Source organism: Acinetobacter sp. ANC_7513 (assembly GCF_056779915.1).
Genome location: NZ_JBWYIW010000007.1, coordinates 133,554 through 159,327, shown reverse-complemented (window position 1 = coordinate 159,327; position 25,774 = coordinate 133,554). Strand labels below are relative to the sequence as shown.

Below are 25,774 nucleotides of genomic sequence, written 5' to 3'. Positions count from 1 at the left end.
TATAGAGGTAAGGCCATGAAAATTGAGAATCAAGAATATGCAGCAGGCAGTGCTGGAGCTGTCGATTATTTAGTGGTGAATGAGTTTTCAGGCGGTATTGTGGGACCAAGCCAACGTATGCTGGGACCTTTAAAAAATGGTGGAACGTTAAAAACAGGCACACCGCCTGGCTGTTGGGGTCCAATGATTACACCTGCATTCCAAGGTGGTCATGAAGTGACACTCCCTGTCTTTATTGAAGGTGCAGAGGTAGGTGATGCTGTCGCTTTAAAGATTAAGGATATGCATGTCACTTCTACAGCAACCTCATCGGGTGTGATGCAATTTGTTGAAGGGCGTTATAAAGGCGATCCGTTTGTTGCGAAATACTGTGAAGCATGTGGTACAGAGCAACCGGCAAGTTATGTAGAAGGAATTGGTGAAGATGCGATTCACTGTAAAAACTGTGGGGCAGAAGTCAGTGCTTTTCGCTTTTCACATGGTTATGTGATTGTGTTGGATGAAGAAAACAAAGTGAGCTTGACGGTCAATCAAGAGATTGCCAACAAGTTAGCAGGCAATGCCAATGAGCTTTCTGCACTGCCTGAACATGCAGCGCAACATTCAATCTTGTCGCTTGCACGTGCTGATATGCCTGGGGTTGCTGCGCATATGCGTCCATTCCTCGGAAATATTGGTACGACACCTTCACGTGACTTACCAGACTCTCACAACTGCCACGACTTTGGTCAGTATTTGATTGATGCACCGCATAAATTCGGAATGACTGAAGAAGAACTTATCGCAGCCAAAACAGACGGTCACATGGATACCAATTCGATTCGTCCAGGCTGTATTTTGATTTGTCCTGTGAAAGTACCAGGTGCAGGTGTCTACATGGGAGATATGCATGCGCAACAAGGCAATGGTGAAATTGCAGGGCATGCCACGGACGTTTCAGGCGAAACAGAATTACAAGTGGAAGTGATTAAAGGTTTAACAATTGACGGCCCAATTTTACTTCAAGCACCAGATGACTTACCACCAATGGCACGTCCATTTACCAAGGAAGAGCGTGAAAAAGTGAAAGCATTAGGTGCGCGTTGGGGACAAACTGAGATTGAGGAAAGTGGTCCAATCACATTTATGGGAACAGGTAAGAACCTCAATGATGCAACGGACAATGCTTTAAATCGAGCGGCAAAAGTCACAGGTTTAAGTGTGGATGAGGTTATGAACCGTTGCACCATCACAGGCTCTATCGAAATCAGCCGTTTACCAGGAATGGTACGTGCAACCTTCTTATGCCCAATGCCAATTTTAGAAAAATTGGGGATCGCAAACTTAGTTCGCGAACATTACCAACTTTAATTCATCACGTGAACGGCGGTTGATTCAGATGATTCAAACGCTGTTCGCAAATAAGCATGAAATTTACTGAACTTAAAACTTAGAAACGAGAACTTGAACAGGAATGTCATATGAACAGTAATGCAAAACTCCGTTGGGGCGATTTATATCCAGAACTTGGTATTGAGCCGATTCCAACCGAACCATGTATTTCGCCAGAGATCTATCAAGAGGAAATTGAAAAAGTTTTCTCAAAAGTTTGGCTGAAAGTGGGGCGTGTAGAAGAAATACCAAAGAAAGGCGACTACAAAGTTAAACGCTTAGATTTTGCTAAAACCTCAGTCATTTTAATGCACGGTAAAGATGGTGAAATTCGTGGATTTCATAATATTTGTTCACACCGTGGCAATAAAGTTGTGGTGGAGACTGGCAATGAAACTTTTGGTTCAAATAAAGCTGCAGTCGTGACTTGCCGTTTCCATGGCTGGGTTTACGATGCTAAAGGTGATTTGGTTAGTGTACCTGAAGAAGAAAAATTCACTTCTTGTTTTGATAAAGGTCATAACGGTCTTGCACCTATTCGTACCCAAGTTTGGGAAGGTTTTATTTTCATCAATTTGGATAATGATGGCACTCAATCGGTAGAAGAATTCTTAGGTGGTATGGGACAGCATTTAGGCGGTTATCCATTCCATGAAATGGAAGAATGCTTTGCCTATAACACAGTTCTGAACTGTAACTGGAAAGTCGCTCATGACGCATTTGCTGAAGCGTATCACGTGGCGACCATTCATGCAGGCTCTTTCCCGAATGTATTCGCATCAGGTTTACAAGAAGTGCAATTGTTTGGTGATCATCGTACTTGCGCTGTGTGCTTAACCAAAAACGCCAATCCAAAACCAGCGGCTGCATTGTCAGGTGAGATCACTGGCGCATCATTGGTGAATCACTATGAACGTGTTCAGCTACCTAAATCAGTCAATCCAAATGATCGTGATGACTTCTCGTTTGAATTATCTGTCATTTTCCCGAATATCTTGGTGCATGTGACTGAAGGTGTATGGTTCACCCATCAGTTCTGGCCGGTCGGTCATAACCAAACCCGTTGGGAGGGTCGCTATTACCTGCCTAAAGCGAAAACCTATTCAGAGCGTTGGGCGCAAGAGTTTGCACAAGTATTACAACGTAATGCGTGGTTAGAAGATACTGCCACCATGGAAGATACCCAAGAAGCACTTGAGTCTCGAGCGAAAAAAGTGATGCATCTACAAGACGAAGAAATCCTGATTCGTCACGGTTACCACGTTCTTGAACAATACCTGAATCGCGCATAAGGAGAATGCACATGTCAAACATCATTTCACAATTGCCAGCTGACTTTTCAAGCTTAGAACCTTATGTCGCGAAATGGGCTTTAGGGACATCGAAACAACGTCATGCAGCACGCTTAAATTCGACTACAGCTGAATTGCAAGCTTTTTACGATGCTATTTTGCCTGAAATGCGCAAGCTCCTTGCAGCACTTGACCAATACGCTTTAGGTACCTTGCCTGAAGAGCTGCACAAGTTGTACTGGTTAAGCCTGAGTTTTGCCGAAGTTGCTCCACATATTGAACTTTATAAAGGTTCAGTAGGTGTGCCATACGCCTTTGAAGAAAAGCGTTTCGTTTATGAAACTGGTGATGTAGTTAACGTTTAAAAGGATCTCGAAGATGAGCCAGCACAATCTAGAACAGCGTTTGCACTATCTGGAGACCTGCGAGGCGATTCGTAGCCTGATCGGTCGTTATGCAACAGCGGCTGATCAGCGCAACAATTCAGCCATTTTACAGCATGTATTTCATGAGGATGCCATATGGTGTGCAAATGGTTTTGGAGAATATCAAGGACGCCAAAATATCTTGAATGCATTGTCAGAGATTGCAGAAGCACAAGTGCTTTGGAGCTTACATATCATGGCGATGCCAGATATTGAAGTCATTGATCAAAATCATGCAAACGCGTCATGGATGCTTTGGGAAGTCTGTAATCTGGCAGATTCATCAACACAACAAAACCAACCAACAACCTGTTGTTTAGGTGGTTTTTATAAAACGGAAGTACGTCGGAATCAATGGGGTGAATGGAAATTTGATCGTGTCGAACTGAATCTGACCTTCAATCAACCTTATCCGAACACAGCAATATAGGCACTGTATCAGTACGGCCTAAGGGGAATTCAAGATGAGAAAAATCGCAATTATCGGTGGTGGACAAGCAGGCTTATTACTGGCGTTCTCGCTACTCGAAAATAAATATGATGTCACTTTATATGTAGATCGCCCTGCGGATGAATTGTTACACGGTCGTATGGTCAGTACCACGATGTTCTTCGCCAATACATTAGAGTTTGAACGCAAACTTGGTTTGAATTTCTGGGATGGTAAAGCCCATCATGGTCAAGCCATTCATGTAGATTTCCGTGGTCCAGATGGTTCAATTGCATTGCCACTTACAGGATTCTTGCATCAGAACAAAGGTATCGCGATGGATCAGCGAACCAAGTATCACCGTTGGTTAGAAGAATATCCACGCCGTGGTGGCAAGCTCATCATTCAAAATGTCAGTCCAGAAGATTTGGAAGTAATCACTGCTGAAAATGATCTGACGATTTTGGCGGCAGGTAAGGGCAATATCACGAGCCTATTCAAACGTAATGAAACACGTTCAGTGCATCAAACACCGCCACGTAAATTGGCTGCTGCACTCGTCGTAGGTGATGATTTGTGTGGTCCAAATAGTTGGCAAGGTCAACCCTCACAGACCTTACATTTCAACTTCGTGGCAGGTGCAGGTGAATACTTCAGTATGCCATTCTACAGTCACACGCATGGTCCATGTCGTAGTTTCTTATTTGAATGTGTACCGAATGGTCCAATGGATATCTTCGATGATGTGACATCTGGCGAAGAAATGGTCCAACGCATGAAAGAAGCGGTTGCCAAAGTAACACCAGATCAAAGCTTCCGTATGGTCGATAATATGGAATTAAGTGATCCAAATGCATGGCTCAAAGGTGCATTCCGCCCTGAAGTTCGAGATCCTGTTGCAACCTTAGATAACGGTGCAAAAATTTGGGGGATTGGAGACACTGTCATTGTAAATGATCCAATCGCAGGACAAGGCGCAAACAATGCAACTCGTATGGTGGAGCATTATTTAGCTGCGATTTTAGCACGAGGTGATGAAGACTTTAGTGCAGATTGGATGACAGAAGTATTCGAGCAATTCTGGGAAAATTCAGGTCGTTATACCACAGAATTTACCAACTTGCTGTTAAACCCACCAAGTGAAAGCTTATTGCAAGTGTTAGGCGCAGCATCGCAAAACCAAGCCATTGCAGATGATTTTATGGGGCATTTCAACAATCCATGTGGTTTCTGGCCAGCGGTAGATGGTGAAGCTGGGGCAAAAGAGTACTTGTCACGAAAGGAGTTTCAACATGCAGCTGCCTGAATTACTTTGGCAGGATGTTGATCTGGCGGAAGCGAAATCGCTCCGTCAGGCATTTGGTGGCTTTGCGACAGGAGTGGCAATCGTCACTTGCCTAGACCAAGATCAACAACCTGTAGGGTTGACGATTAATTCCTTTAGTTCAGTGTCTTTAGATCCTGCATTGGTGTTATGGAGTTTAGTCAATCATTCTCCGAGCCGATCCATTTTTGAAAATGCTGAATACTTTGCGATCAATATTTTAGGTGCACATCAGCGAGATGTAGGTTTGAACTTTGCTAAGCCGATTGCGGATAAGTTCCAACATGGCACGTGGACTATTCAAGATTGCAAAGCACCTATTTTAGAAGGTTGTGTGGTGCAGTTTGTTTGCAAACGTGAACAACAAATTGAAGCAGGCGATCATCAAATTTTCTTAGGAAAAATTGAGCAATGTCGTCACAGTAACCAACGTCCACTGTTGTTCTGCAAAGGTCAATTTAATGAATGGCCTGAGTACAAGGAGGTTTCATGACAGACTTAAATGGCAAAGTGGTCCTGGTGACAGGTGGTGCAACGCACATTGGTCAAGCCGTGGTGCAAGAATTAAAAAGCTTAGGTGCACAAGTCATTGTTGCCGACATTAATCAAACGCAAGGTCAGCAAGTGGCAGACGCAACCCAAGCGCAATATGAATTTTTAGATCTCGCTAATGATGACAGTATTCGCACATTAAGTGCCAAATTAACACAGTTAGATATTTTGGTGAATTTGGCGTGTTTGTATGAAGATCATGGATCTGCCTCAACACGTCAAGATTGGCAAAATACTTTTAATGTGACCGTGTTTGGTCATGCAGCACTGGTCCAGGCATGTCGACCTTTGCTGCAGGCCAGCGTTGATGGTGCAGTGATCAATATTAGCAGTGTCAGTGCACGCATTGCACAAAAAGAACGCTGGGTCTATCCAGCGTCTAAAGCAACTTTAGAACAACTCACACAAAGCATGGCGCTTGATCTAGCGCAAGATGGTATTCGTGTACATGCACTCTCATTAGGTTGGACTTGGTCAGTACCAATGCAAATGATCTCTGGCGGAGACCGTACCAAGACGGACCGCGTGGCAGGACGTTTCCATGTGTTAGGGCGTATTGCGGATGCAGAGGAAGTCGCACAAGCATTAAGTTTGTTGTGTAGCCCGAAAGCAAAATTACTCACAGGCAGTGTGATTCATGCCGATGGTGGTTATCACATTCTAGGTCCTGAAGCCACAGATTCACCGATAGAGGAGTTAACTCAATGAACATTAAAATGACCAATGTTGCTGAGAAATTTTTGTGTTCAACCTCTGATGTGGAACAGGGTGAGGGACTACAAATCATTATTGACGGTTATCCTCCATTGGCAGTGTTTCACTTAGAAGATGGCGAGTTCTATGTCACCGATGATACGTGTACACATGGTGATGCATCATTGGCAGATGGTGAGATTGATGGCTGTGAAGTGGAGTGCCCATTTCATGCGGGTGCATTTAATATCAAAACCGGTGAACCATGTGGTGCACCTTGTACGATTCCACTGAAAACCTATCAATCGATTGTACGTGACAATAATGTTTATTTGGTGGAGTGATGCCGATGTATAAAATCCAAATAGACGGTCAAGCCGAATTTTATTGTTCAGCTAATGATGTATTGCTACGCGGTGGCTTACGTGAAGGATTAGGCATTCCTTACGAATGTAATGCGGGTGGTTGCGGGACGTGTAAAATCGAAGTCCTGTCAGGTGAAGTAGAAAATTTATGGGCAGATGCACCTGGATTAAGCGATCGTGATAAACGTAAAGGTCGGTTACTGGCGTGTCAGTGTCGCCCCAAATCTGATTGTGTCATTAAGCTTCGTTTAGACGAACAATGTGTTCCTAAAATTATTCCAAAACAAAAAAGAGTAACATTGAAGCATGCTCATTTGGTGACACATGATATTTTGGAAGTACATTTTCAATCAGATGAGCCAGCACAATTTATTCCTGGACAATACGCTTTAATTTGGGTGAATCAACAGTTACTTCGTGCGTACTCAATGTCTAACCTACCGAATGAAGAGGGGTTATGGATCTTCCAAATTCGACGTGTTCCTGATGGTAAAATGACCAATTTGTTATTTGATGAACAGTTACGTGAAAAGGCTGATATTCAAATTGATGGTCCATATGGGTTAGCGCATTTACAAGAGAAGCCTCGCCCTATTGTCTGTGTGGCTGGTGGTTCTGGACTTGCTCCCATGTTAGCGATTGCTCGTGGCGTTGCAGTTAACCCACATTTGCAACATCAAAAAGTCTGGTTTTTCCATGGTGGTCGTGAGCAACGTGATTTGTTTACTGAAAATCAATTACGTGACTGGACAGAGTTAGGGGAACGCCTCAATTATGTACCTGCAACCTCCTCTGAACTCATTGAAGGTATCCGTTCGGGGTTTATTCATGAAGTGATTCAAGATGTATTAGGCGAACAGTTGCTTGAGCATGAAATTTATTGTGCAGGTCCGCCACCGATGGTGAAATCTATTGAGCAAATGGCCCATCAAGCAGGTATTCCACAACAACAAATTCATTTTGATCGTTTCTTTTAATCGAAGATATCATTTTTCTCCCGCTCAGGCGATGGTTAACCCATCGCCGGTATTGAGCGATCACGACACATCAAGACCATATTGACGATCTGTGCGATAGATTCAGTTCCTAATTTCTGACGAATATGAGTGCGGTGAATTTCTACTGTTTTATGGCTGATATTCAACATTTGTGCGATATGTTTACTCGAAAGTCCATCGACCAATAAATTTATAATCTCACTTTCTCTTGGTGATAAAGATTTCAATTTAATCATCTGTTCTTGACGTTTTTCTTCTTCAATAAAGTCTTGTTCAGCAAGTTGCAGACAGGCTTGGATTTGATTAAGCATATGTTGTGGATTAAAAGGTTTTTCTAAAAAATCAAATGCCCCAGCTTTCATCGCATTGACCGACATTGGAATGTCGCCGTGACCAGTCATGAAAATGATCGGCATACGGTTTTTTTGTTGGTTCAATTGTTGTTGTAATTGCAAGCCACTCATTCCTCGCATACGAATGTCAAGAATCAAACATGCAGGCGTTTGCGGGCGCTGATAATTCAGGAATTCAGTAGCACTATTGAATGTTTTTGTTTCGAGTTGCACGGAATCGAGCAACCATGTGAGTGAATTACAAATGTCTTGATCATCATCTATCACATACACAATGGGCTCGGGAACATGAGAATTGGTTAAATACATTTTGTACGCTCCTGTGCTGCCAGAGAGATATTAAAAATAGCGCCGGACTCACCTTCACAGACCCATAAATAACCATGATGGTTTTCAATGATGCTTCGAGACAGAGTTAAGCCAATACCCATGCTGTTGTTTTTACTTGAATAGAAAGATTCAAAAATTTGTTCTGGATTTTGCCCTTCGAGTCCAGGCCCATTATCTGCAATTGCAATTCGAGCATGTTGGTTATGTTGCCAAGTGCGGATATAAATGTCCCTTTCACCCTCAGGGTTAGTTTGTAGAGCATCGACCGCATTGAAGACGAGATTGATAATGACTTGGCTAAAGAGCGTTTCATCTGCTGATATAAAAATAGGCGAAACACTTAATTCATAATGGATGGTACATCCACCTTGATCTGCTTTAAGCTTAATCAAAGGATGTAACTCTTGAATAAGATGACTCACAGAATGAATCTGGAAATTCGCTTCGCCTTTACGTAAAAAGCTTCTCATGCTGTGAATAATGCCATTGACGCGATGTGTTTGATTTAAAGCAGCATTGAGGGCATCAAGAGTCTCTTGTGTGTTGGCTAAACCGTTTTGAATGCGAATAATACTACCTCCAACGTAATTGTTGAGTGCAGCCAGTGGTTGATTTAATTCGTGGGCGAGCGCTGTAGCCAGTTCGCCCATCGTTTTGCAACGTGACATATGACCAAGTTGCTTTTCACGAGCACGTGCTTTTTCTTCAGCCTCAATACGCTCAGTGATATCACGATAATTCACCAATACTCCCTGAATATCAGGGTGATCTAATAAGTTACGATAGGTTGCCTCTTGGTGTCGCCATTTTCCATTGTGGTGCAAGATTTTGTAATGAATCACACCAACTGCACGTTGTTCCGTTTTCTTAAATAGAAGCTGTCTGACTTTAATACGATCATCAGGATGAATTGCAGTTAACACATTCTTATTGAGTACAAAGCGATCCCGATAACCAAGAATACCTTGTAATGATGGGCTGGCATAAAGTAGTTTGCCTTGTAAGTCGAGAATAGCAATTCCATCTCCAGAATGCTCAAGCAGCATTTTGAAATATTGATCTTTAGACTGTAGAGCATATTGATACTTTTTGATTTCGCTGATGTTACGTACTAGAGCGAGAAGCTTTGGTTTATTTTCAATCTCAACTTTTTTAAGACATACTTCAACTGGGATATGACGTTGGTCTTGAGACTCTATTAACCATTCAAATGTGATTGCTTCGTCTTTTGTAGTGGCGGCCTGTTGAACTTTTCGGAGTGCATGATGCAAATCAAAACCATGTTGAAAAGCACTGATCTTTTCAACGTTCATTTGTGTCAATTCAGATTTACTATATCCAGTAAGTTCTACAGCGGCTTCATTGGCATCCATAAATTGGACACTGCCAATATCATGTACAAAAATTGCATCGCCCGCTTTATCAAAAATAGTTTGATAATATTGTAAGCTGGTCATTGTAGGTCCTTACCTGAGATGGCTTCCGGCTATCGGGTATAGGGTGAAATATCGTCACTGATAAATCATTTTTTTTATAAGTAAATACTGCATTAAGGGGCAGCATCTTGCAATTAGACTTAGGGTCTAATTACATACTTTTAACATATAAAAATATTCATGTGAAAAATTTATCAGTGATCTCAATGTTATGCAATTTAGATACCATGTTACTTCAACTGATTTAGGTGACAGTTACACGAGGAATGTTAGCTCAAAAAATATCATCTTTTTATCTAACGAATAAAATCAAACTTTATGCTATCTACATACAATCCTTTTTTGATTAGTCATTACACTGGATGAGGCATAGAATAAAACCCGTCAGTCCTACTCATTAAAGTGATATTTTTATGGCGTTCAGTTGGATTCTCTTTACCCTCATGGCTGCTTTTATGCAGGCTTGGCGCAATGCCTTTCAAAAACAATTGAGTACCACTGTCGATGTATGGGGCGTCACCCTTGCACGCTTTATCTTCGCCTTGCCTTTTGCATTGATTTATTTGAGTAGCCTTTATCACTTCTCACCTGTAACAGCGACTGTTCAATTTACGACAAAATATTGGGTTTATATTTTTATCGCAGGCATTAGCCAAATTTTAGCCACTGCATTGATGGTGCAGTTATTTAAACAAAAAAACTATGCCATTGGCGTGGGACTGGCTAAAAGTGAAGCGATCTTAGCTGCAATCATTGGCGTTGCTTTTCTCTCTGATCATTTGTCATGGTTGGCATGGTTTGGGGTGTTACTGGGTGGTTTTGCTGTGTTTCTGTTGAGTCGGGGACATGGTTTTACAGGATTTTCACCCAAAACACTGGTGATTGGCATCGGAAGTGGTTTGTGTTTTGCTATCACTTCACTATTGGTTAGAGAGGCCAGTCTTGAACTAACAATGTTGCCAACAATTCATCGCGCTGCATGGGTATTACTGTCGGTGATTGGCTTACAATGTTTGAGTATGCTTTTGTATCTCAGTTTATTCAGTCATCAAACGTTGCTGGCGATGTGGCAACGTCTAGGACTGACCTTTAAAGTCAGTGTATGTAGTTTTATGGCATCTCTCGGATGGTTTACTGCCATGAGTATGATGAGTGTCCCAGTTGTAAAAACACTTGGTCAAATTGAAATCTTATTTAGTTTGTTGATCTCCGCTTATTTCTTTAAAGAAAAGTTAGCGAAAGCCGAACATTGGGGATTAGCCTTAGTTGTGATTGCAGCAATCTTGGTGATTTGGGCTTAAATATTTTTAGAGATCATCAAATATTATTTAATAAGAAAGAAGGGGATGCACCAATAGATTTCATGTTGGCATGAATAATGCTTAATTTTGATGCGTAAATGGATTGATGTTGAACAAGACATTTCGCGAGTTGAAATTAAAGCAAAGTATTCAAGCGACAATAGGAAAGGCATGAAAATCTATACTCAAAGAATAGAAGCAGTGACAGAAGATCAAGCTTTCGAAACTGTGCAACTCAACTTTGATACACGACAAAAGAGCCGTTTTCGTGCAACTTTAGTTTCAGGGTGCGATATTGGTGCAGATTTACCGCGCACAGGTATTCTTCGCGGCGGATCATTTATTGCAACTGAATCAGGTGACTTACTGCGGGTGGACGCATTGCCCGAACGCCTGATGTGTGCCCAAGCTTCTTCTGATTTTGAGCTTTTGAAAGCAGCCTATCATTTAGGGAATCGTCATGTCCCTCTTATGCTCACGCCTAGTGCACTATATTTTGAACCTGATCATGTCTTAGCAGAAATGGTCGAAGGATTGGGTTTAATGGTGACTGAAGTGGATCATCCATTTGAGCCAGAAAGTGGTGCTTATGCTCAGCATGGACATGATCATCGTCTCAGCCCAATCAAAGCGATTCATGCTCATGCGCATCACTAATGCAGCTCACTTACTCAAACTGTTAACTTTGTCGTCTACAGCTTTGCCTGTAGGCGCTTATTGCTATTCGCAAGGTGTTGAAAGTGCGATCGATCAAGGTTTGATCCATGATGAGCAATCCAGTATTGCGTACTTCGAAGAAGTTCTGGAAATGCTTTTGGTTCGTTTTGAGCTACCTGTATTGAAGCGTTTGATGCAGGCCCATGATGATGAACAGCAGTTTAATCATTGGGCGCAGTTGTATCGAGCCAGTCGTGAAAGTCGTGAGTTATTGGCTGAATCGCAGCAGTTGGCATTTTCCTTGAACGCATGGATTAAAGATGTATTGAAAATGCCCGTTACGGTCAAAAAACAACTTGGATTTGTACCTGTATATGCTCAGTTATGTGGGCGATTGGATCTGAATATCGAAGATGTTTTAACGGCGTATACATTTACTGTTTTAGAAAACCAAGTACTTGGCGCAGTCAAAACTGTGCCGCTCGGACAGATGAGTGGTCAACGAATTTTGTGGCATTTACATGGTTTAGTCCCAGATGCCATAACGCATGCAATGTGTATAGAAGATCATCAACTCAGCAGTGCCTTACCTCAATATGCCATGCTCAGCATGTCCCATGAAACACAATATTCGCGTTTATTTAGATCTTAAAAATTATCATAAGGAATCAATCATGTCAGAACGTTCTCCTTTACGTGTCGGAATTGGTGGACCAGTCGGCTCTGGTAAAACAGCACTGACTTTAAATTTATGCCGTGCATTACGTAATAAATACAATATGGCGGTGGTGACCAATGATATTTATACAAAAGAAGATTCCAACTTCTTAACTCGTCATGAAGCCATGTCACCCGATCGTATTGTGGGGGTGGAAACTGGCGGTTGCCCTCATACGGCTATTCGTGAAGATGCCTCAATCAATTTGGCAGCGATTGATGACTTATGTGAAAAGTTTGATGGTCTAGAGTTAATTATCATTGAAAGTGGTGGCGATAATTTGGCAGCAACGTTTAGCCCTGAACTGTCTGATCTGACGTTATATGTGATTGATGTTGCTGGTGGTGAAAAAATTCCACGTAAAGGTGGTCCAGGCATCACCAAGTCTGACTTACTGATTATCAATAAAACAGATCTGGCGCCAATGGTTGGAGCGAATTTGCAGGTGATGGACCAAGATGCCAAGCGTATGCGAGGAGATAAACCGTTCTTGTTTTCAAACATGAAAACTGAAGATGGTTTAAACGAGATTATCAGTTTTATTGAAAAACAAGGTTTATTCAAAGCTTAAACAAGAGGGCTTAAAGGATGAAACAATGCAATAAATTCGGTCTATTCATTCTGGCAAGTGTTCCGAGCCTTGTAATGGCACATCCAGGCCATCATCACCATGACGCTAATTTTTGGACGGGCTTCATTCATCCGTTTACAGGATTGGATCATTTGATGATGGCACTCAGTTTCGGCGTTTTGATGTGGAGCATGTCTAAAATTTGGAAGATGATAGGGGCATGGGGCTTGCTTACAGCGCTTGTTGCTGGATTCAGTTTAGGTGCGCATGGAATTATTCCGAATGGCGTTGCAGAAATTGGAATTGTAGGTTCATTGTTCATCTTAGCTGTAAGTTTATGGACCAAATCGAACAGAATTTTTCCAGTTGCAGCAGTGTTTCTATCAGTTTTTCATGGTTCAGCACACGGAGCTGAATTAGCGATGAATGGAAATGTTGGCGTTCAGATTTTAGGCATGATTACTGCCATGGCAATGATTTATGCTCTTGGACTGGGTTTAGGGGCATTGATGGTGAAATTTGTTCCACAAGGTAAAAAGATTGTAGGTGTGCTAGCAGCATTGGTTGCAGTAATTGGTTTAGCGTGATCAAACTTGGCAAAATAAAAAAACTCCGCAAGCGCGGAGTTTTTTATTCATCAGGGTAATCAGCCACCATTCGCAAGACTTTCAAGCGCTTCCCAGCGCTCTAATTTCTCTAAAAGTAACTCATCAATTTCAGTAAGGCGAATCGAAAGTTGAGTTGCTTTGTCACTATCTGTCACAAATAAAGAACCATCAGCTAAAAGCGCATTAATCTCGGCTTGTTCCTTTTCCAAAGCTTCCATTTCAGCAGGAAGTTGTTCTAAAGTACGTTGATCTTTATAGCTTAGTTTTACTTTTTTAACTGCGGGTGCAGGGGTTGCCGCCGCTTCAGCTTTTGCAGCTGCTTTCTTCACCGCAGATTTCTGATCGACTACAGTTTGATCAGGACGTTGCATGAGGTAGTCTTGATAACCACCGACATATTCATCGATATTGCCTTTGCCATCGAATACCCAAGTTGAGGTCACGACATTGTCCATAAAGGCACGGTCATGCGAGATCAACAATAAAGTTCCTTTGTAATCACTGAGCATCTCTTCAAGCAGCTCAAGCGTCACCATATCCAAGTCATTGGTTGGCTCATCCATCACGATGAGGTTCGATGGTTTAAGCAGTAATTTCGCTAATAAAATGCGGTTACGTTCACCACCAGAAAGGGCTTTTACAGGTGTACGAGCACGCTCAGGGGAGAACAAGAAATCTTGTAAATAGCTATAGATATGACGACGTCCGCCATTGATATCGACAAAGTCTGACCCTTCGGCCACGTTGTCTTTTACCGATTTTTCAAGATCGAGCACGTTACGAAGCTGGTCAAAATAAGCCACTTCGAGTTGTGTCCCTGTTTTGACCGTACCTGAGTGTTCTTGTTGACCCAAAATTGCTTTGATCAGCGTGGTTTTACCGACACCGTTGTCACCGACTAGACCAATACGGTCACCGCGTAGCACCAATGCGTTAAAGTTTTTGATAATTGGAGGATTGTCGCCAAATTGCACACTGAGGTTTTCAATTTCGAAGACCACTTTGCCTGAACGTTGAGCATCTTGGGTGGCCATGCTCACTTTGCCTTGCTGCGAACGGCGGGCTTTAGATTCTTCTCGTAATGCTTTTAAGGCACGCACACGACCTTCGTTACGGGTACGACGTGCTTTAATACCTTGACGAATCCAAACTTCTTCTTCTGCTAACTTTTTATCGAACAGCGCATTTTGTTTTTCTTCTGCTTCCATCTGTGCAGCTTTGAGTTCGAGGTAACGTGAATAGTTCCCTTCATAACTGCGTAAGATGCCACGATCCAGTTCCACAATACGTGTAGCAATACTGTCTACAAATGAACGGTCATGCGAAATGAAGAGTAATGTTAGATTATTTTGATCGAGTAAGAATTTTTCTAACCACTCGATACTTTCAACATCTAAATGGTTCGTTGGTTCGTCGAGTAACAAAACATCAGGTTGGGTGAGTAGTGCGCGTGCAAGAAGCACACGACGTTTACGACCACCTGAAAGATCAGCTAAATCAGCATCAGGATCAAGTCCCATTTTACTGAGGATTGAATTCACTTTAGTTTCAAGTGCCCAACCATCTAATTGATCCATTTTATGTTGCAAGTTACCCATGCGATCGCAAGCTTCCATATCGCCGACTACACAAGCTTCGCTTGCTTCGTGATAAGCTCTAAGAACAGAAGCTGCTTCACCTGCGCCATCTGCCACAATATCTGCAACACGTCCCGAGTCCATTGGCACGTCTTGAGCCAGCATAGAAATGGTAATACCATTTTGCAGGGAAACTTCACCAGCGTCAGGCAATAAACTTCCATCAATGAGTTTAAGTAAAGTAGACTTACCCTCACCATTACGGCCAATCAAACACACTCGTTCGCCGCGCTCTAAACTAAAATTCGCGCCGTCGAGTAAGTACGGTCCACCAAATGCGAGTTGGACGTCCCTTAAGGTAATATAGGCCATAATGTTTCCTGAAATCCCCTGATGAGGACTTATAATGTCGAATCAAAAAAATCTAAATGAGCAGGCGTCATTTTCCGCACCCATAGAAGATTTGCAAGTCCGAATTGCATTTTTAGATGAATTAGTTGATCAGTTAAATATTCAAATTGCATTACAAAGCCGTGAAATCAGCGATTTAAAGAAACAAATGCAAATTTTGTATCAACGTGTTGAAGCTACTCATGCTGACGATGGTGTTGCTCCATTTGATCCAATTTTGGATAAACCGCCACATTATTAAGACGTGACATAAATACTGATTATTTATTAAGAAGTATGCGTAAATAGTTTGACCTTTGATATGAAGGTCGTTGTAATAGTCTTTTCACTTGCCGAATTCTGAATCTTATCCTATGAGCGCTAAAGTTGTCCTAATAGATCTTGAAAATAACATGCCGACTTCGACGTTATTTCGGGAGATTGTGCAACATTACACCACGACCTATCTATTTCATTCGAAAGGGAGTTTTTATTACAGTCTCACTGATTTGACTGAATTTGCGAGTTGGATTAGTAGTGGTCAAATTGTCATTTTAGAAATGCTTGAGGCAAAAGAAAAAGAATTTGAGTACGCTGTGATTGTGGGGCAAATCTTGGCATTGGTTGAGCATGGCGCAGAGATTGATGTGATTTCTGCACGAGACTGTAGCACCATGTTGGCTGACATGATGCGAGCTTCTGGCATTCAATGTAATTTGATACAGGTACAACCAGAGCAACCTGTGTCAAAACTCAAATACAACGTGCCTTCAGTTGAAACTATTCGTCAAAATCATGATTTATTTAAAGTAAAGCAGTATTGTGATGTTGTGGTTCGTATGGAAGGGAAGCCCAACACCTTAGCTAAGCTTAAAAACTCGATCGAGAATACGTTGCGCATAAATGACGAGCACAGCGCTAAATTGATTGGCATGCTGATTAATTTAAAGGTAGTTAAAAAAGAAGGTGAGCAAATTTCCTTTCGTAAAAAGGTATTAAAGCAGTGGGCTCAATTGGATATGAATGTTGATGAAGATGTAGTAGCAGACCACAAGCTTGGTCAGGTAGATGCGTTATTGGCGAAGCTACATATCGAAGCAAAAGACATTTTAGCTGAAATTGAAGAGTCACAAGACATTCAACATATTCAGAGTGATTTGTTTAAAAATTTTGAAAAAATAGATCCTGTCCAGCTGGAAGTCATCCAAAAATTGAACGCTTTAAAATCCGGAAAGCCTAAAGATATTTATGAACTGCGTGATTTATTAGAACAGCTATTTCCAAAATCTGATGTGCGATTATTGCTTAAGGAAATGATTGATAAGGGATATATTTATTGGAATGGTCATGAAGTACTTTATAGCCATGAGATGTTTTTGAACTAAAATATGCCTAGGAAAAAAGCGATGATTTTATCGCTTTTTTTTTATTTCAGTTGCACTGTGCTTAGGTGGGTTATACCACATCGTGCCTTATTTGGTTCAGGTCTCAATACTGGTTTCATGCCGCTATAAATCGTATTTTTAATTTTCAACTTGCCTTTTATATTCGGCTTATGCAACTCTAATATAAGAAGCAAAAGGTGAACTATGGAAAATGCTGGACTTTGGATAACGATTCTTATCGTTGTGTTTGTGCTGGGCTCGATCTTCGGATTACGTGTAAATCCAAGAGAAAAAGCTTTGGGGATTATGCGTGAGAAAGCGCGAAAAATGGGATTACACCCACGTTTGATTGCTGCACCTTCATGGACCAATATTCCAATGGCATCAGAAAATCGTGCCAGTATGGTGGCGTATTACAGCGTTATCATTCCTGATGGTCGCCTACCTTTAATGCGCGCTTTGGTTGAAAATGAAAAACTCAATGTTGTTCACGGAAATGAGAAATTTAATGATTTCCCCATTGCATTAAAAGGGATTTATGCTATTGATATGCAGTCTAATTGCGTCGGTTTGTACTGGAATGAAGAAGAAGATCTTCACGCTACACAACTTGATGAAATGAAAGCACTTTTACATAAATTGGCTGAAATTTAATTTTTTTAATCTTATAGGAATAACGGTTCACTATGGCGAATGCTCCTAAGTCCACATCCAAAAGCGCTACAGCTCAATCGTCAGAAGCTGGAAAAAAACGTGCTTTAGTGATCGTCGAGTCGCCTGCTAAAGCGAAGACCATTAATAAATACTTAGGTTCAAACTACATTGTGAAATCATCTGTGGGTCATGTCCGTGACTTACCAACAGGTGCTTCAAAAAGTACGGAAAAGAAACCAGTAACACGTACCAAACAGACTGCTGAAGAGAAAGCTGAAAAAGCTCAACAGGCACTGATTAATCGTATGGGGGTAGACCCTGAGCACGGTTGGAAAGCACACTATGAAGTGCTTCCTGGTAAAGAAAATGTTGTTTCAGAACTGAAAAAGCTTGCTTCGCAGGTTGACGAGGTCTATCTCGCAACCGATTTGGACCGCGAAGGAGAAGCAATTGCTTGGCATTTAAAAGAAGTCATTGGTGGTGATGACTCTCGTTATAGACGTGTGGTTTTCAACGAAATTACTAAAAATGCCATTCAAGAAGCATTTAAACAGCCTGCTCGTTTAGACATTGATAAAGTCAATGCACAACAAGCACGCCGTTTCCTTGATCGTATTGTTGGCTTTATGATTTCACCACTATTGTGGGAGAAGATCGCACGTGGTTTATCTGCGGGTCGTGTACAGTCAGTTGCTGCGAAACTTGTGGTAGAGCGTGAGCGAGAAATTCGTGCTTTTATTCCTGAAGAATATTGGCAAGTTTTTGCAGATACCAAATCTAAAAAAGATGATATTCGTTTAGAAGCAGTCAAACAGTCAGGTAAGACATTAAAACTTCAAAACAAAGCACAAACAGATGCTTTATTGGATGTTTTAAAAGAAGCTGAATTTAAAGTTGCTGCCCGTGAAGATAAACCGACCAAAGTTAATCCGAGCGCACCCTATATCACATCGACCTTACAACAAGCAGCAAGTACTCGACTTGGTTTCTCTGTAAAGAAAACAATGACGATGGCACAGCGCTTGTATGAGGCAGGTTATATTACCTATATGCGTACCGACTCTACATTCTTGAGTGATGATGCGGTCAATATGGTACGTGGACATATCGAAACCGAGTATGGTGAAAAATATCTTCCTGCAAAGCCAAACCGTTTTGGAAATAAAGCAGGTGCGCAAGAAGCCCATGAAGCGATTCGTCCATCAAACGTCGCGTTGAAGGGTGATCAGCTTGCGGGCGTAGATCGCGATGCTCAGCGTCTATATGATCTGATTTGGCGTCAGTTTGTTGCATGTCAAATGACACCTGCTGAATATTTGTCTTCGACAATCTTGGTCGATGCAAACGGTGTAGAACTTAAAGCTAAAGGTCGTACTTTGGTATTTGATGGCTTTACGAAAGTACGTGGCCAGAACAAGTCGGATGATGATGTTTTACTGCCTGCTGTGAAAGTGGGTGAAGTTCTGCAACTTCAAAAGTTAGATCCTTCGCAACATTTCACTAAACCACCTGCACGTTTTACAGAAGCATCATTGGTGAAAGAGCTTGAGAAAAAAGGCATTGGTCGTCCTTCAACTTACGCAGCGATTATTTCAACGATCCAAGATCGTGGCTATGTGAAATTGGATAACCGTCGTCTCTATGCAGAGAAGATGGGTGAAATCGTTACAGATCGTTTGGACGAAAGTTTTAACAACTTAATGAATTATGCATTTACTGCAGATCTAGAAGGTCAACTGGATAAAGTTGCAGATGGTGAGCGTAATTGGAAAGAGTTATTAGATAGTTTCTATGGTGATTTTAAGAAACGTCTGACTACTGCACAGGGTGAAAATGGCATGCGCCGTAATCAGCCTGTTGAAGTTGATGCTGTGCATTGTAAAGAATGTGATCGTCCGATGCAGATTCGTACCGGTACCACAGGTGTATTCTTAGGTTGTTCTGGCTATAACTTACCACCGAAAGAACGTTGTAAAGGTACACTCAACTTAACGCCAGTAGAGTCCTTGGCCGCATTATCTGATGATGAGTCTGCAGAAACCGCAGATTTAATGTCGAAAAAACGTTGCCCAATTTGCGAAACAGCAATGGATAGCTATGTTATTGATGGTGGTCGTAAACTTCATATCTGTGGGAACAATCCAGACTGCGAAGGTTTTGAGCTTGAAGAAGGTGAGTTCAAAATTAAAGGGTACGATGGTCCAACAATTCCATGTGACAAATGCGATGGTGAGATGCAGTTAAAGACAGGGCGTTTTGGTCCTTATTTTGCCTGCACAAGCTGTGAAAATACACGTAAAGTATTGAAGAACGGTCAACCAGCGCCTCCTCGTGTCGACCCGATTAAAATGGAACATTTGCGCTCAACGAAACACGACGACTTTTTCGTATTACGTGATGGAGCAGCAGGCTTATTCTTAGCAGCAAGTAAATTCCCTAAAGTACGTGAAACTCGTGCTCCTAAGGTTGCGGAATTGCGTACGGTTGCTGAACAGCTAGATCCAAAGTATCAGTTTATTCTGCAAGCGCCAGATACTGACCCTGATGGAAACCCAACTTTAGTGAAGTTTAGTCGTAAAAATCAAGCGCAATATATTGGTTCTGAAACGCCTGAAGGTAAACAAACGAAATGGTCTTTGATTTACCAAGATGGTAAATGGATTGAAGCTTAACGTTTAAATAACAGAAAATGCTGACTTAGGTCAGCATTTTTTTATGACATTAAATTTATTGTCTTACACATACTCTTGAGAGATTTTCTATTTCTGTATCAAATAGAATGAAATTCGCAATCATTTCTTTGTTATCGAGTTTTTTAATTAGTAATTTCACAGCATCAGGATCAGCTAAAGCTGATTTAAGGTTTAATTGCTCTTCAACTTGAGCATTGTCTATTTCAAATTTCAGTAATTTATTTTGATCAATTGTGAGTATATGTTCTTGTAAACTCCATTGAGCTTCAGATTGGGTATAAGCAATTGCTTTCTCGTTATCTTTAATAAAGGTCATTTGATTTTTTTCAAAATATTGACCATTTGGTTTGAACTCAGACACTATTTCGCTTTTCGCAGCATAACCCATGTAATCCATTTCTTCAGTACATTTCCATTTGGCTGAAAGTGCTGATAATTGAATATTTTCACTACTGTGTGAATTGGTTGCAGACGAGCTGGTAGCTTGATTACATACAAAAATGAATGTACACAGCACTAAAGTTTTTTTAAATATTTGATATTTTTGCATTGTTATACCGTTATTTTTTTTGGGGAATTGTAAGTTTATTACAATATATATAAGGGTTCTATTTGAAAAATTGAAAATCTCAATGTAATAAATAAGTATCTGAATTAATTTAAATATGAGAATAGCAATAAAGCATGCAGCAAAGGATAGAAACTTTTATTTTGGCTCCCGACTCTTTCAAAGAAAGCATGCCTGCTGAGCAGGTATGCATGATTATGAAAAATGCAATCCATAAAGTCTTACCCGATGCACAATGTATTTTGAATCCAATGGCAGATGGTGGTGAAGGAACCATTGATGCATTGGTCATGGCAAAATCAGGATTAAAAATCGCGTGCGAAGTACAAGGCCCATTCGCTAATCAGCGTGTCATGACTCATTTTGGATTAATTGATCAGGGACAAACAGCAGTCATTGAAATGGCGAAAGCCAATGGCATTCATCTCATACCACCTCATTTAAGAAATCCTTTGTTCACTAATACTGTAGGAACAGGGCAACTGATTGCCGCAGCTCTCGAATTCGGTGTGAAAAAGATCATCATCGGATTGGGTGGGAGTGTGACCAATGATGGTGGTGCTGGTATGGCGCATGCTTTGGGCGTGAAATTTATTAATCAATATCATGAAGTATTTGAGCCAACAGGTGGAAACTTAAACCAAATCGATTCCATTGATGTGTCACAACTCGACCCAAGATTGACTAAAACAGATATTGTTATTGCTTCAGATGTAAACAATCCATTATGTGGTCCACTTGGCGCATCTTATATTTTTGGTCCGCAAAAAGGGGCAACACCTGAAATGGTGCAAGTATTGGATCATAATTTATTGCACTTTGCAGGGGTGGTAGAGCAGCAGCTTTTAGTCGATTTACGTCATCGATCTGGTGCTGGTGCAGCAGGTGGTTTGGGATTTGGTTTGATGGCATTTACAGGCGCAGATATTCGATCGGGTGCTGAATTAATCATTGAGGAAACTCAATTGGCTGAAAAAATTGAGCAAGCTGATTATGTATTTACGGGTGAAGGGAAAATTGATACTCAGACTCAATTTGGTAAAACCCCATTTGCCGTTGCTCAAGTCGCATATCGGCACAACAAGCCTGTATTTGCATTCGCTGGTAGAGTTGGTGAAGGAGTAGAACCATTGTACGAACAAGGGTTTCATCACATCTGTAGTATTAATCCTCTGGATCAAAGTTTGTCAGAATCCTTGAAAAATGCAGTTCAGAATTTAGATTTAACGGTACAAAATATCGTAAGGCAGTATATCTAATTCTCTATGTAAGTGGGCTTTGATGTTTAAAACTGAAGCGTGTTTGTATTTTCTAAATCTAGCTCTGTTAAACTATTGTTATTGTAAAATTGATGAGTAGCGATGAGTTTAGACAGCCTGATTGATGAATTAAATCCTCAACAAAAACAAGCTGCAACCACAGAAGCCTTACATAGTTTGGTGTTGGCGGGTGCGGGCTGTGGTAAAACCAAAACGATTGTGGCACGTGCTGCTTATCTCATTGATCAAGGTGTACCCGCCAATCAAATTCAAATTTTGACGTTTACGCGTCGTGCTGCCAGTGAAATCGTGGCGCGTGTCGAATTGGCACTCGGTGAACAAGCAAAAGGATTACGAGCATCAACATTCCATACTTTTTGTATGTACTTGCTGCGTCGTATACCAAAAGCTTTCAGCTTAGCGCAATTCTCAATTATTGATCGTGATGATCAACTCATGATGTTTCGTTTGATACGTGGTAAAGATGATAAGAAGAATCCCAATCAGCTCCCGAAGCCTGCTGAATTATGTGATCTGTATTCATATGCCAGAAATACGCGTCAAAAGCTAAGTGTTGCCATAGAAAAGCAAATGCCTGAATTCTTAGCAATGAAAGACCTGATTGCAGAAATCATGAAAGAATATGAAACTCGAAAGCAGGCACGTAGCTTTCTTGATTATGACGATATTCTTGCGATCGTGGCATCAGCTTTAGCACAGTCTGAGGGTCTAGTCGATTATGTGGCCTCGATTTGCAGACATATGCTTGTGGATGAAATGCAAGACACCAATCCATTGCAATGGGCGCTATTAGAGCCTTTAAAGGATCGAGTAAGTTTGTTTTGTGTCGGGGATGATGCTCAATCGATTTATGGTTTTCGTGGAGCAGATTTCGAAAACATTCATCATTTTAAAGAGCGTGTGCCAGCAGCACAGATCTTTAAATTAGAAAAAAACTACCGATCTACTCAAGAAATTTTAGATTTATCAAATTGGTTGCTTGATCAAAGTGAGATTAAATATGACAAGCGCTTAAATGCGTATCGAGGTACAGGCATAAAGCCTAAAATTCATATTTTCCCGAATGAGTTTGATGAAGCAAAATGGATTGCCATAGATATTAAAGAGCGACATTTGCTTGAGGGAAGTCCTTGGCGCGATCATATGGTTCTGGTACGTTCAAGCTTTGCAGCTCGTCATATTGAAGCAGCTTTCATTGCAGCGAATGTCCCATATCGGTTTATTGGTGGTATGAAACTTCTTGAAACTGCGCATGTTAAGGATTTACTGAGTTTACTACGGGTCATTGCCAATCCTTCAGACGATATTGCATGGATGCGGTTTTTGACGCTTTGGGATGGGGTCGGTGATGTTGGCGCAAGCCGTTTAGCGCAACAGTTGTTACAGGACCCTCAAGATGACGTCATTGCGGAAAAACTAGAAAAATTTGGACGTATTCCTGCTGAGGCTCTACTCATTATGAAGCAGTTGAATGTGTTAAAGACTGAAGTTCAAGCTTGCGTAAGCTTGGCAATTCAGGCAATAGAAATTCAGTTGAGTGAAAATTACAAAAAGGATTGGGGGCGTCGTCAAGGAGACTTTGAGTTGGTGAAACAGTTAGCTTCAAAACATACTCAGTTAAGTGAGTTTTTAGAAGCCTACGTGCTTGATCCAGTTTCAATCAGTGAAATCGAACGCCAGTCAGATACTGATGTTGTTACCTTAATCACGATACATTCTGCTAAAGGAACTGAACAAAAAGTTTGTTACGTGGCGAATGTGACACCTGGTCAGTATCCACATGCAAGAGCTCAAGGGGATTTTGATGAAGTTGAAGAAGAACGCCGTGTGCTTTATGTAGCACTTACCCGTGCACAAAATGAATTGATTTTAACCAAGCAAAATTTGGTGACGTGGGCAAGGGAACAAGTCGATGAGCAAGGACGAAAAGTTGAAAGCTATTTTCTTAATAATCTTTCAAGACATTTGTGTACAAGTGAAACACATTATAAAACCAGGCAGCAAACGGTTAAGAGTGCTTTGATTGAGCGACAGTCGATTAATTTAGATTTTGGAATTGATCTCGATTAAACTATCTAGATTGTTTCATACAAAAAGTAGAGTAGGCGCGTACTTTTTGGTTTTTTTGCCTATCTTCTTAAGGTTTTTTCATGAAAATTTTAGTTCGTAACTTAGAGCGCAGCATTACTGAAGCTGAGATTCTGGAGTTATTTCAGCAGTTTGGAACAGTAGACTCATGTACATTGGTGTTAGATGCTGCAACAGGCAAATCGAAAGGATTTGCCTTTGTTGAAATGCCACATGGCCGTGAAGCTGTGAAAGCAATTAAGGGGCTGAACACCCGTAAAGTTAAAGGTGCAGGTATTCGAGTAAAAGCTGCAGACGAAAAGCCAGAAGCATAACTTGATGTCTAAATAAAGTAGGAGCAGTTATTGCTCCTTTTTATTTGATATTTTATTTAATTTTACTAATAAATATGAATCTTTTTTAGCTTTTTTGACCAACTTTTGTACTTTGAAGAGTTGACATATTTTTGAAATGTATTTCTGTTATATATTAATATTTTTATTAAAAACATACATTTAAAATCACATTTATATACAAATTATTGTGAAGTATATCTTAATAATAGATTGAATAAGTTTGAGTGAAGTGTGTAGTATAAAAGCTCCATTATAAAACCCCAAAAGGTTATAAAAATGTCTATTCAAGAATTAAATCATCTAGAAACAGAAATCGTATCAGGTGCAGGTACGTTAATCGGTGACACGCTTCAAAACGCATCAAACCTATTTTCGAGCACATTGAATGTTCAAGCTCCAATTTGGAAGCCATTGAGCCTAATTCCTGGTGTTGGTACAGTTCATCAAGCAATTGATGTTGGCTTCCTTGCGATTTCAGAAGGTCTTTACAGGGCTGGAACACTGTTAGGTGGCGATCAAGATCAGGTCAAATTTCATTATGACAATGAAAAAGGCGATGGGACTTATAATCCATTAGGAATTTTTAAGGGTATTGTTCGCTAATATAACCTTAGATTCATTCGAAAGGGTCAGCCATGCATTTGGCTGGCTTTTTTATTTAAGCAGTATGCATTAATAATCAGGCTTTCAATCAATCTTGTTGATCTAAAATTAATCTTGATTTTTTTCTTAAAAGCATTGCGTGATATGGCGTCAACATTTAAGTTGTATGACATAAATGTTGTTAGGAAGTTTTCATGTCTCGTGTTGCTCGTTTTCATGCAGATCGCACTAATCAAAAACTCTATTTTGCCCGTCTATCATGTCAGCAAGCAGAACAGACAGAGCATATTCAACAAGCTCAAGCCCATCGTGAAGCGGCAGTCTTTCATTTGCATGGAGCGGTCTTGGCATTTTTGCAAGAGTTGGTGCGTTATTACCGTTTAAATGATTTTTCACCTACATTAAAATCTATTGAAGAGCATATGGCCGCTAAAGGGCAAGTTTCTCCAGAAATCACCGTGTTACAGCATCTTGCAAAGGATGGTTTTATTGCAGAACTAAAGCGCGCTTATCGTATGTGCCAGTATGCACCTGAACCAAGTGCACCAGAACCTGAGGATGAGACTTCTTCAAATCTTATTATTAAAGTCACGCAGACACCTCAAGCGTGGTTGCCAGACACTCAAATTCTTCGAGAGTGGCATCGTGACTTAACCCATCTTATTGACGGTTTTCGTAACGAAATGGTTGAGTTTTAATTGTAATCATGACAGTTTTAAACGATTAGACTTGAAATATAAATTTTAGAACTTATATAAAATAGTCTAAGCAATGCAA

At 40.9% G+C, this 25,774-nt stretch carries 27 protein-coding genes; 23 read left to right on the top strand and 4 right to left on the bottom strand.

The annotated features are described in order from the left end of the window. The first annotated feature begins 15 nt into the window (after nucleotides 1-15). From AC1M9B_RS09490 to AC1M9B_RS09450, 9 genes are all read left to right on the top strand, one after another. Nucleotides 16-1,350, top strand: coding sequence for an acetamidase/formamidase family protein (locus AC1M9B_RS09490; protein ID WP_225530670.1), 1,335 nt, complete (start codon nucleotides 16-18; stop codon nucleotides 1,348-1,350). Between the two features lie 110 nt (nucleotides 1,351-1,460). Beyond that, nucleotides 1,461-2,663: an aromatic ring-hydroxylating oxygenase subunit alpha gene (locus AC1M9B_RS09485; RefSeq protein ID WP_481587618.1), complete on the top strand. Its 1,203-nt coding sequence runs from the start codon at nucleotides 1,461-1,463 to the stop codon at nucleotides 2,661-2,663. 11 nt (nucleotides 2,664-2,674) lie between these two features. Next, the gene (locus AC1M9B_RS09480; RefSeq protein ID WP_481587617.1) at nucleotides 2,675-3,028 is read left to right on the top strand and encodes a hypothetical protein; all 354 of its coding nucleotides are present in this window, start codon (nucleotides 2,675-2,677) and stop codon (nucleotides 3,026-3,028) included. Between the two features lie 13 nt (nucleotides 3,029-3,041). Further along, nucleotides 3,042-3,518, top strand: a complete 477-nt coding sequence (locus AC1M9B_RS09475) for a nuclear transport factor 2 family protein (protein WP_481587616.1) — start codon at nucleotides 3,042-3,044, stop codon at nucleotides 3,516-3,518. A gap of 34 nt (nucleotides 3,519-3,552) precedes the next feature. Next, nucleotides 3,553-4,824: a styrene monooxygenase/indole monooxygenase family protein gene (locus tag AC1M9B_RS09470; protein WP_481608985.1), complete on the top strand. Its 1,272-nt coding sequence runs from the start codon at nucleotides 3,553-3,555 to the stop codon at nucleotides 4,822-4,824. Beyond that, nucleotides 4,811-5,335 carry a flavin reductase family protein gene (locus tag AC1M9B_RS09465; RefSeq protein WP_481608984.1) on the top strand — a complete coding sequence of 175 codons (525 nt, stop codon included), beginning with the start codon at nucleotides 4,811-4,813 and terminating at the stop codon, nucleotides 5,333-5,335. Before AC1M9B_RS09470 ends, AC1M9B_RS09465 begins: the two co-directional genes overlap by 14 nt. Beyond that, the gene (locus tag AC1M9B_RS09460; protein WP_481608983.1) at nucleotides 5,332-6,102 is read left to right on the top strand and encodes an SDR family oxidoreductase; all 771 of its coding nucleotides are present in this window, start codon (nucleotides 5,332-5,334) and stop codon (nucleotides 6,100-6,102) included. Before AC1M9B_RS09465 ends, AC1M9B_RS09460 begins: the two co-directional genes overlap by 4 nt. After that, nucleotides 6,099-6,431, top strand: coding sequence for a non-heme iron oxygenase ferredoxin subunit (locus AC1M9B_RS09455; protein WP_092766730.1), 333 nt, complete (start codon nucleotides 6,099-6,101; stop codon nucleotides 6,429-6,431). Before AC1M9B_RS09460 ends, AC1M9B_RS09455 begins: the two co-directional genes overlap by 4 nt. A gap of 5 nt (nucleotides 6,432-6,436) precedes the next feature. Further along, nucleotides 6,437-7,429: a 2Fe-2S iron-sulfur cluster-binding protein gene (locus AC1M9B_RS09450; RefSeq protein ID WP_481607785.1), complete on the top strand. Its 993-nt coding sequence runs from the start codon at nucleotides 6,437-6,439 to the stop codon at nucleotides 7,427-7,429. A gap of 35 nt (nucleotides 7,430-7,464) precedes the next feature. Here the strand turns inward: AC1M9B_RS09450 and AC1M9B_RS09445 are convergent, their stop codons facing one another. Then, nucleotides 7,465-8,112 (bottom strand): response regulator transcription factor, encoded by a 648-nt coding sequence (locus tag AC1M9B_RS09445; protein ID WP_481608982.1) that lies wholly within the window; start codon nucleotides 8,110-8,112, stop codon nucleotides 7,465-7,467. Further along, a complete protein-coding gene (locus AC1M9B_RS09440) occupies nucleotides 8,103-9,590 on the bottom strand; it encodes a PAS domain S-box protein (RefSeq protein ID WP_481591576.1) in 1,488 nt (495 codons plus the stop codon). Before AC1M9B_RS09440 ends, AC1M9B_RS09445 begins: the two co-directional genes overlap by 10 nt. Before the next feature lie 392 nt (nucleotides 9,591-9,982). Between AC1M9B_RS09440 and AC1M9B_RS09435 the strand changes: the two genes are divergently transcribed. From AC1M9B_RS09435 to AC1M9B_RS09415, 5 genes are all read left to right on the top strand, one after another. Next, on the top strand, nucleotides 9,983-10,870 hold the full coding sequence (locus tag AC1M9B_RS09435; RefSeq protein WP_481608981.1) for a DMT family transporter: 888 nt from the start codon (nucleotides 9,983-9,985) through the stop codon (nucleotides 10,868-10,870). A 171-nt stretch (nucleotides 10,871-11,041) separates the two neighbouring features. Continuing rightward, nucleotides 11,042-11,527, top strand: a complete 486-nt coding sequence (gene ureE, locus AC1M9B_RS09430) for an urease accessory protein UreE (protein ID WP_481608989.1) — start codon at nucleotides 11,042-11,044, stop codon at nucleotides 11,525-11,527. Next, nucleotides 11,514-12,179 carry an urease accessory protein UreF gene (locus AC1M9B_RS09425; RefSeq protein WP_481590387.1) on the top strand — a complete coding sequence of 222 codons (666 nt, stop codon included), beginning with the start codon at nucleotides 11,514-11,516 and terminating at the stop codon, nucleotides 12,177-12,179. Before ureE ends, AC1M9B_RS09425 begins: the two co-directional genes overlap by 14 nt. A gap of 22 nt (nucleotides 12,180-12,201) precedes the next feature. Further along, nucleotides 12,202-12,816, top strand: a complete 615-nt coding sequence (gene ureG, locus AC1M9B_RS09420; RefSeq protein ID WP_035266791.1) for an urease accessory protein UreG — start codon at nucleotides 12,202-12,204, stop codon at nucleotides 12,814-12,816. Nucleotides 12,817-12,833: 17 nt separating this feature from the next. Continuing rightward, entirely contained in the window at nucleotides 12,834-13,403 is a 570-nt protein-coding gene (locus tag AC1M9B_RS09415) for a HupE/UreJ family protein (RefSeq protein ID WP_035266789.1), read from the top strand. A 59-nt stretch (nucleotides 13,404-13,462) separates the two neighbouring features. Here AC1M9B_RS09415 and AC1M9B_RS09410 read toward each other — a convergent pair whose 3' ends face one another. Then, nucleotides 13,463-15,373 carry an ATP-binding cassette domain-containing protein gene (locus tag AC1M9B_RS09410; RefSeq protein ID WP_481591574.1) on the bottom strand — a complete coding sequence of 637 codons (1,911 nt, stop codon included), beginning with the start codon at nucleotides 15,371-15,373 and terminating at the stop codon, nucleotides 13,463-13,465. 34 nt (nucleotides 15,374-15,407) lie between these two features. On the opposite strand from AC1M9B_RS09410, the gene AC1M9B_RS09405 reads away from it, so the two are divergent. The 4 genes from AC1M9B_RS09405 (at nucleotide 15,408) to topA (ending at nucleotide 20,102) form a co-directional block, all read left to right on the top strand. Continuing rightward, complete coding sequence (locus tag AC1M9B_RS09405) at nucleotides 15,408-15,653, top strand: SlyX family protein (protein WP_035266784.1); 246 nt, start codon at nucleotides 15,408-15,410, stop codon at nucleotides 15,651-15,653. 112 nt (nucleotides 15,654-15,765) lie between these two features. Then, nucleotides 15,766-16,776: a hypothetical protein gene (locus tag AC1M9B_RS09400; protein ID WP_481591573.1), complete on the top strand. Its 1,011-nt coding sequence runs from the start codon at nucleotides 15,766-15,768 to the stop codon at nucleotides 16,774-16,776. Nucleotides 16,777-16,980: 204 nt separating this feature from the next. Beyond that, nucleotides 16,981-17,430 carry an ammonium transporter gene (locus tag AC1M9B_RS09395; RefSeq protein WP_481587602.1) on the top strand — a complete coding sequence of 150 codons (450 nt, stop codon included), beginning with the start codon at nucleotides 16,981-16,983 and terminating at the stop codon, nucleotides 17,428-17,430. A 32-nt stretch (nucleotides 17,431-17,462) separates the two neighbouring features. Further along, nucleotides 17,463-20,102, top strand: coding sequence for a type I DNA topoisomerase (gene topA / locus AC1M9B_RS09390; protein ID WP_481591572.1), 2,640 nt, complete (start codon nucleotides 17,463-17,465; stop codon nucleotides 20,100-20,102). Nucleotides 20,103-20,157: 55 nt separating this feature from the next. On the opposite strand, the gene AC1M9B_RS09385 is transcribed toward topA, so the two are convergent. Continuing rightward, nucleotides 20,158-20,673, bottom strand: coding sequence for a hypothetical protein (locus AC1M9B_RS09385; RefSeq protein WP_481588666.1), 516 nt, complete (start codon nucleotides 20,671-20,673; stop codon nucleotides 20,158-20,160). A 134-nt stretch (nucleotides 20,674-20,807) separates the two neighbouring features. On the opposite strand from AC1M9B_RS09385, the gene AC1M9B_RS09380 reads away from it, so the two are divergent. The 5 genes from AC1M9B_RS09380 to AC1M9B_RS09360 all read left to right on the top strand — a co-directional run bounded on the left by AC1M9B_RS09380 (nucleotide 20,808) and on the right by AC1M9B_RS09360 (nucleotide 25,695). Further along, nucleotides 20,808-21,950, top strand: a complete 1,143-nt coding sequence (locus tag AC1M9B_RS09380; RefSeq protein ID WP_481591571.1) for a glycerate kinase family protein — start codon at nucleotides 20,808-20,810, stop codon at nucleotides 21,948-21,950. 102 nt (nucleotides 21,951-22,052) lie between these two features. Then, nucleotides 22,053-24,041: an ATP-dependent helicase gene (locus AC1M9B_RS09375; protein WP_481591570.1), complete on the top strand. Its 1,989-nt coding sequence runs from the start codon at nucleotides 22,053-22,055 to the stop codon at nucleotides 24,039-24,041. Between the two features lie 80 nt (nucleotides 24,042-24,121). Further along, on the top strand, nucleotides 24,122-24,373 hold the full coding sequence (locus tag AC1M9B_RS09370) for an RNA recognition motif domain-containing protein (RefSeq protein WP_035266766.1): 252 nt from the start codon (nucleotides 24,122-24,124) through the stop codon (nucleotides 24,371-24,373). A 297-nt stretch (nucleotides 24,374-24,670) separates the two neighbouring features. Next, nucleotides 24,671-24,997 (top strand): hypothetical protein, encoded by a 327-nt coding sequence (locus AC1M9B_RS09365; RefSeq protein WP_481591569.1) that lies wholly within the window; start codon nucleotides 24,671-24,673, stop codon nucleotides 24,995-24,997. A 194-nt stretch (nucleotides 24,998-25,191) separates the two neighbouring features. Continuing rightward, on the top strand, nucleotides 25,192-25,695 hold the full coding sequence (locus AC1M9B_RS09360; RefSeq protein ID WP_481591568.1) for a DUF6586 family protein: 504 nt from the start codon (nucleotides 25,192-25,194) through the stop codon (nucleotides 25,693-25,695). The last annotated feature ends 79 nt before the right edge of the window (nucleotides 25,696-25,774 follow it).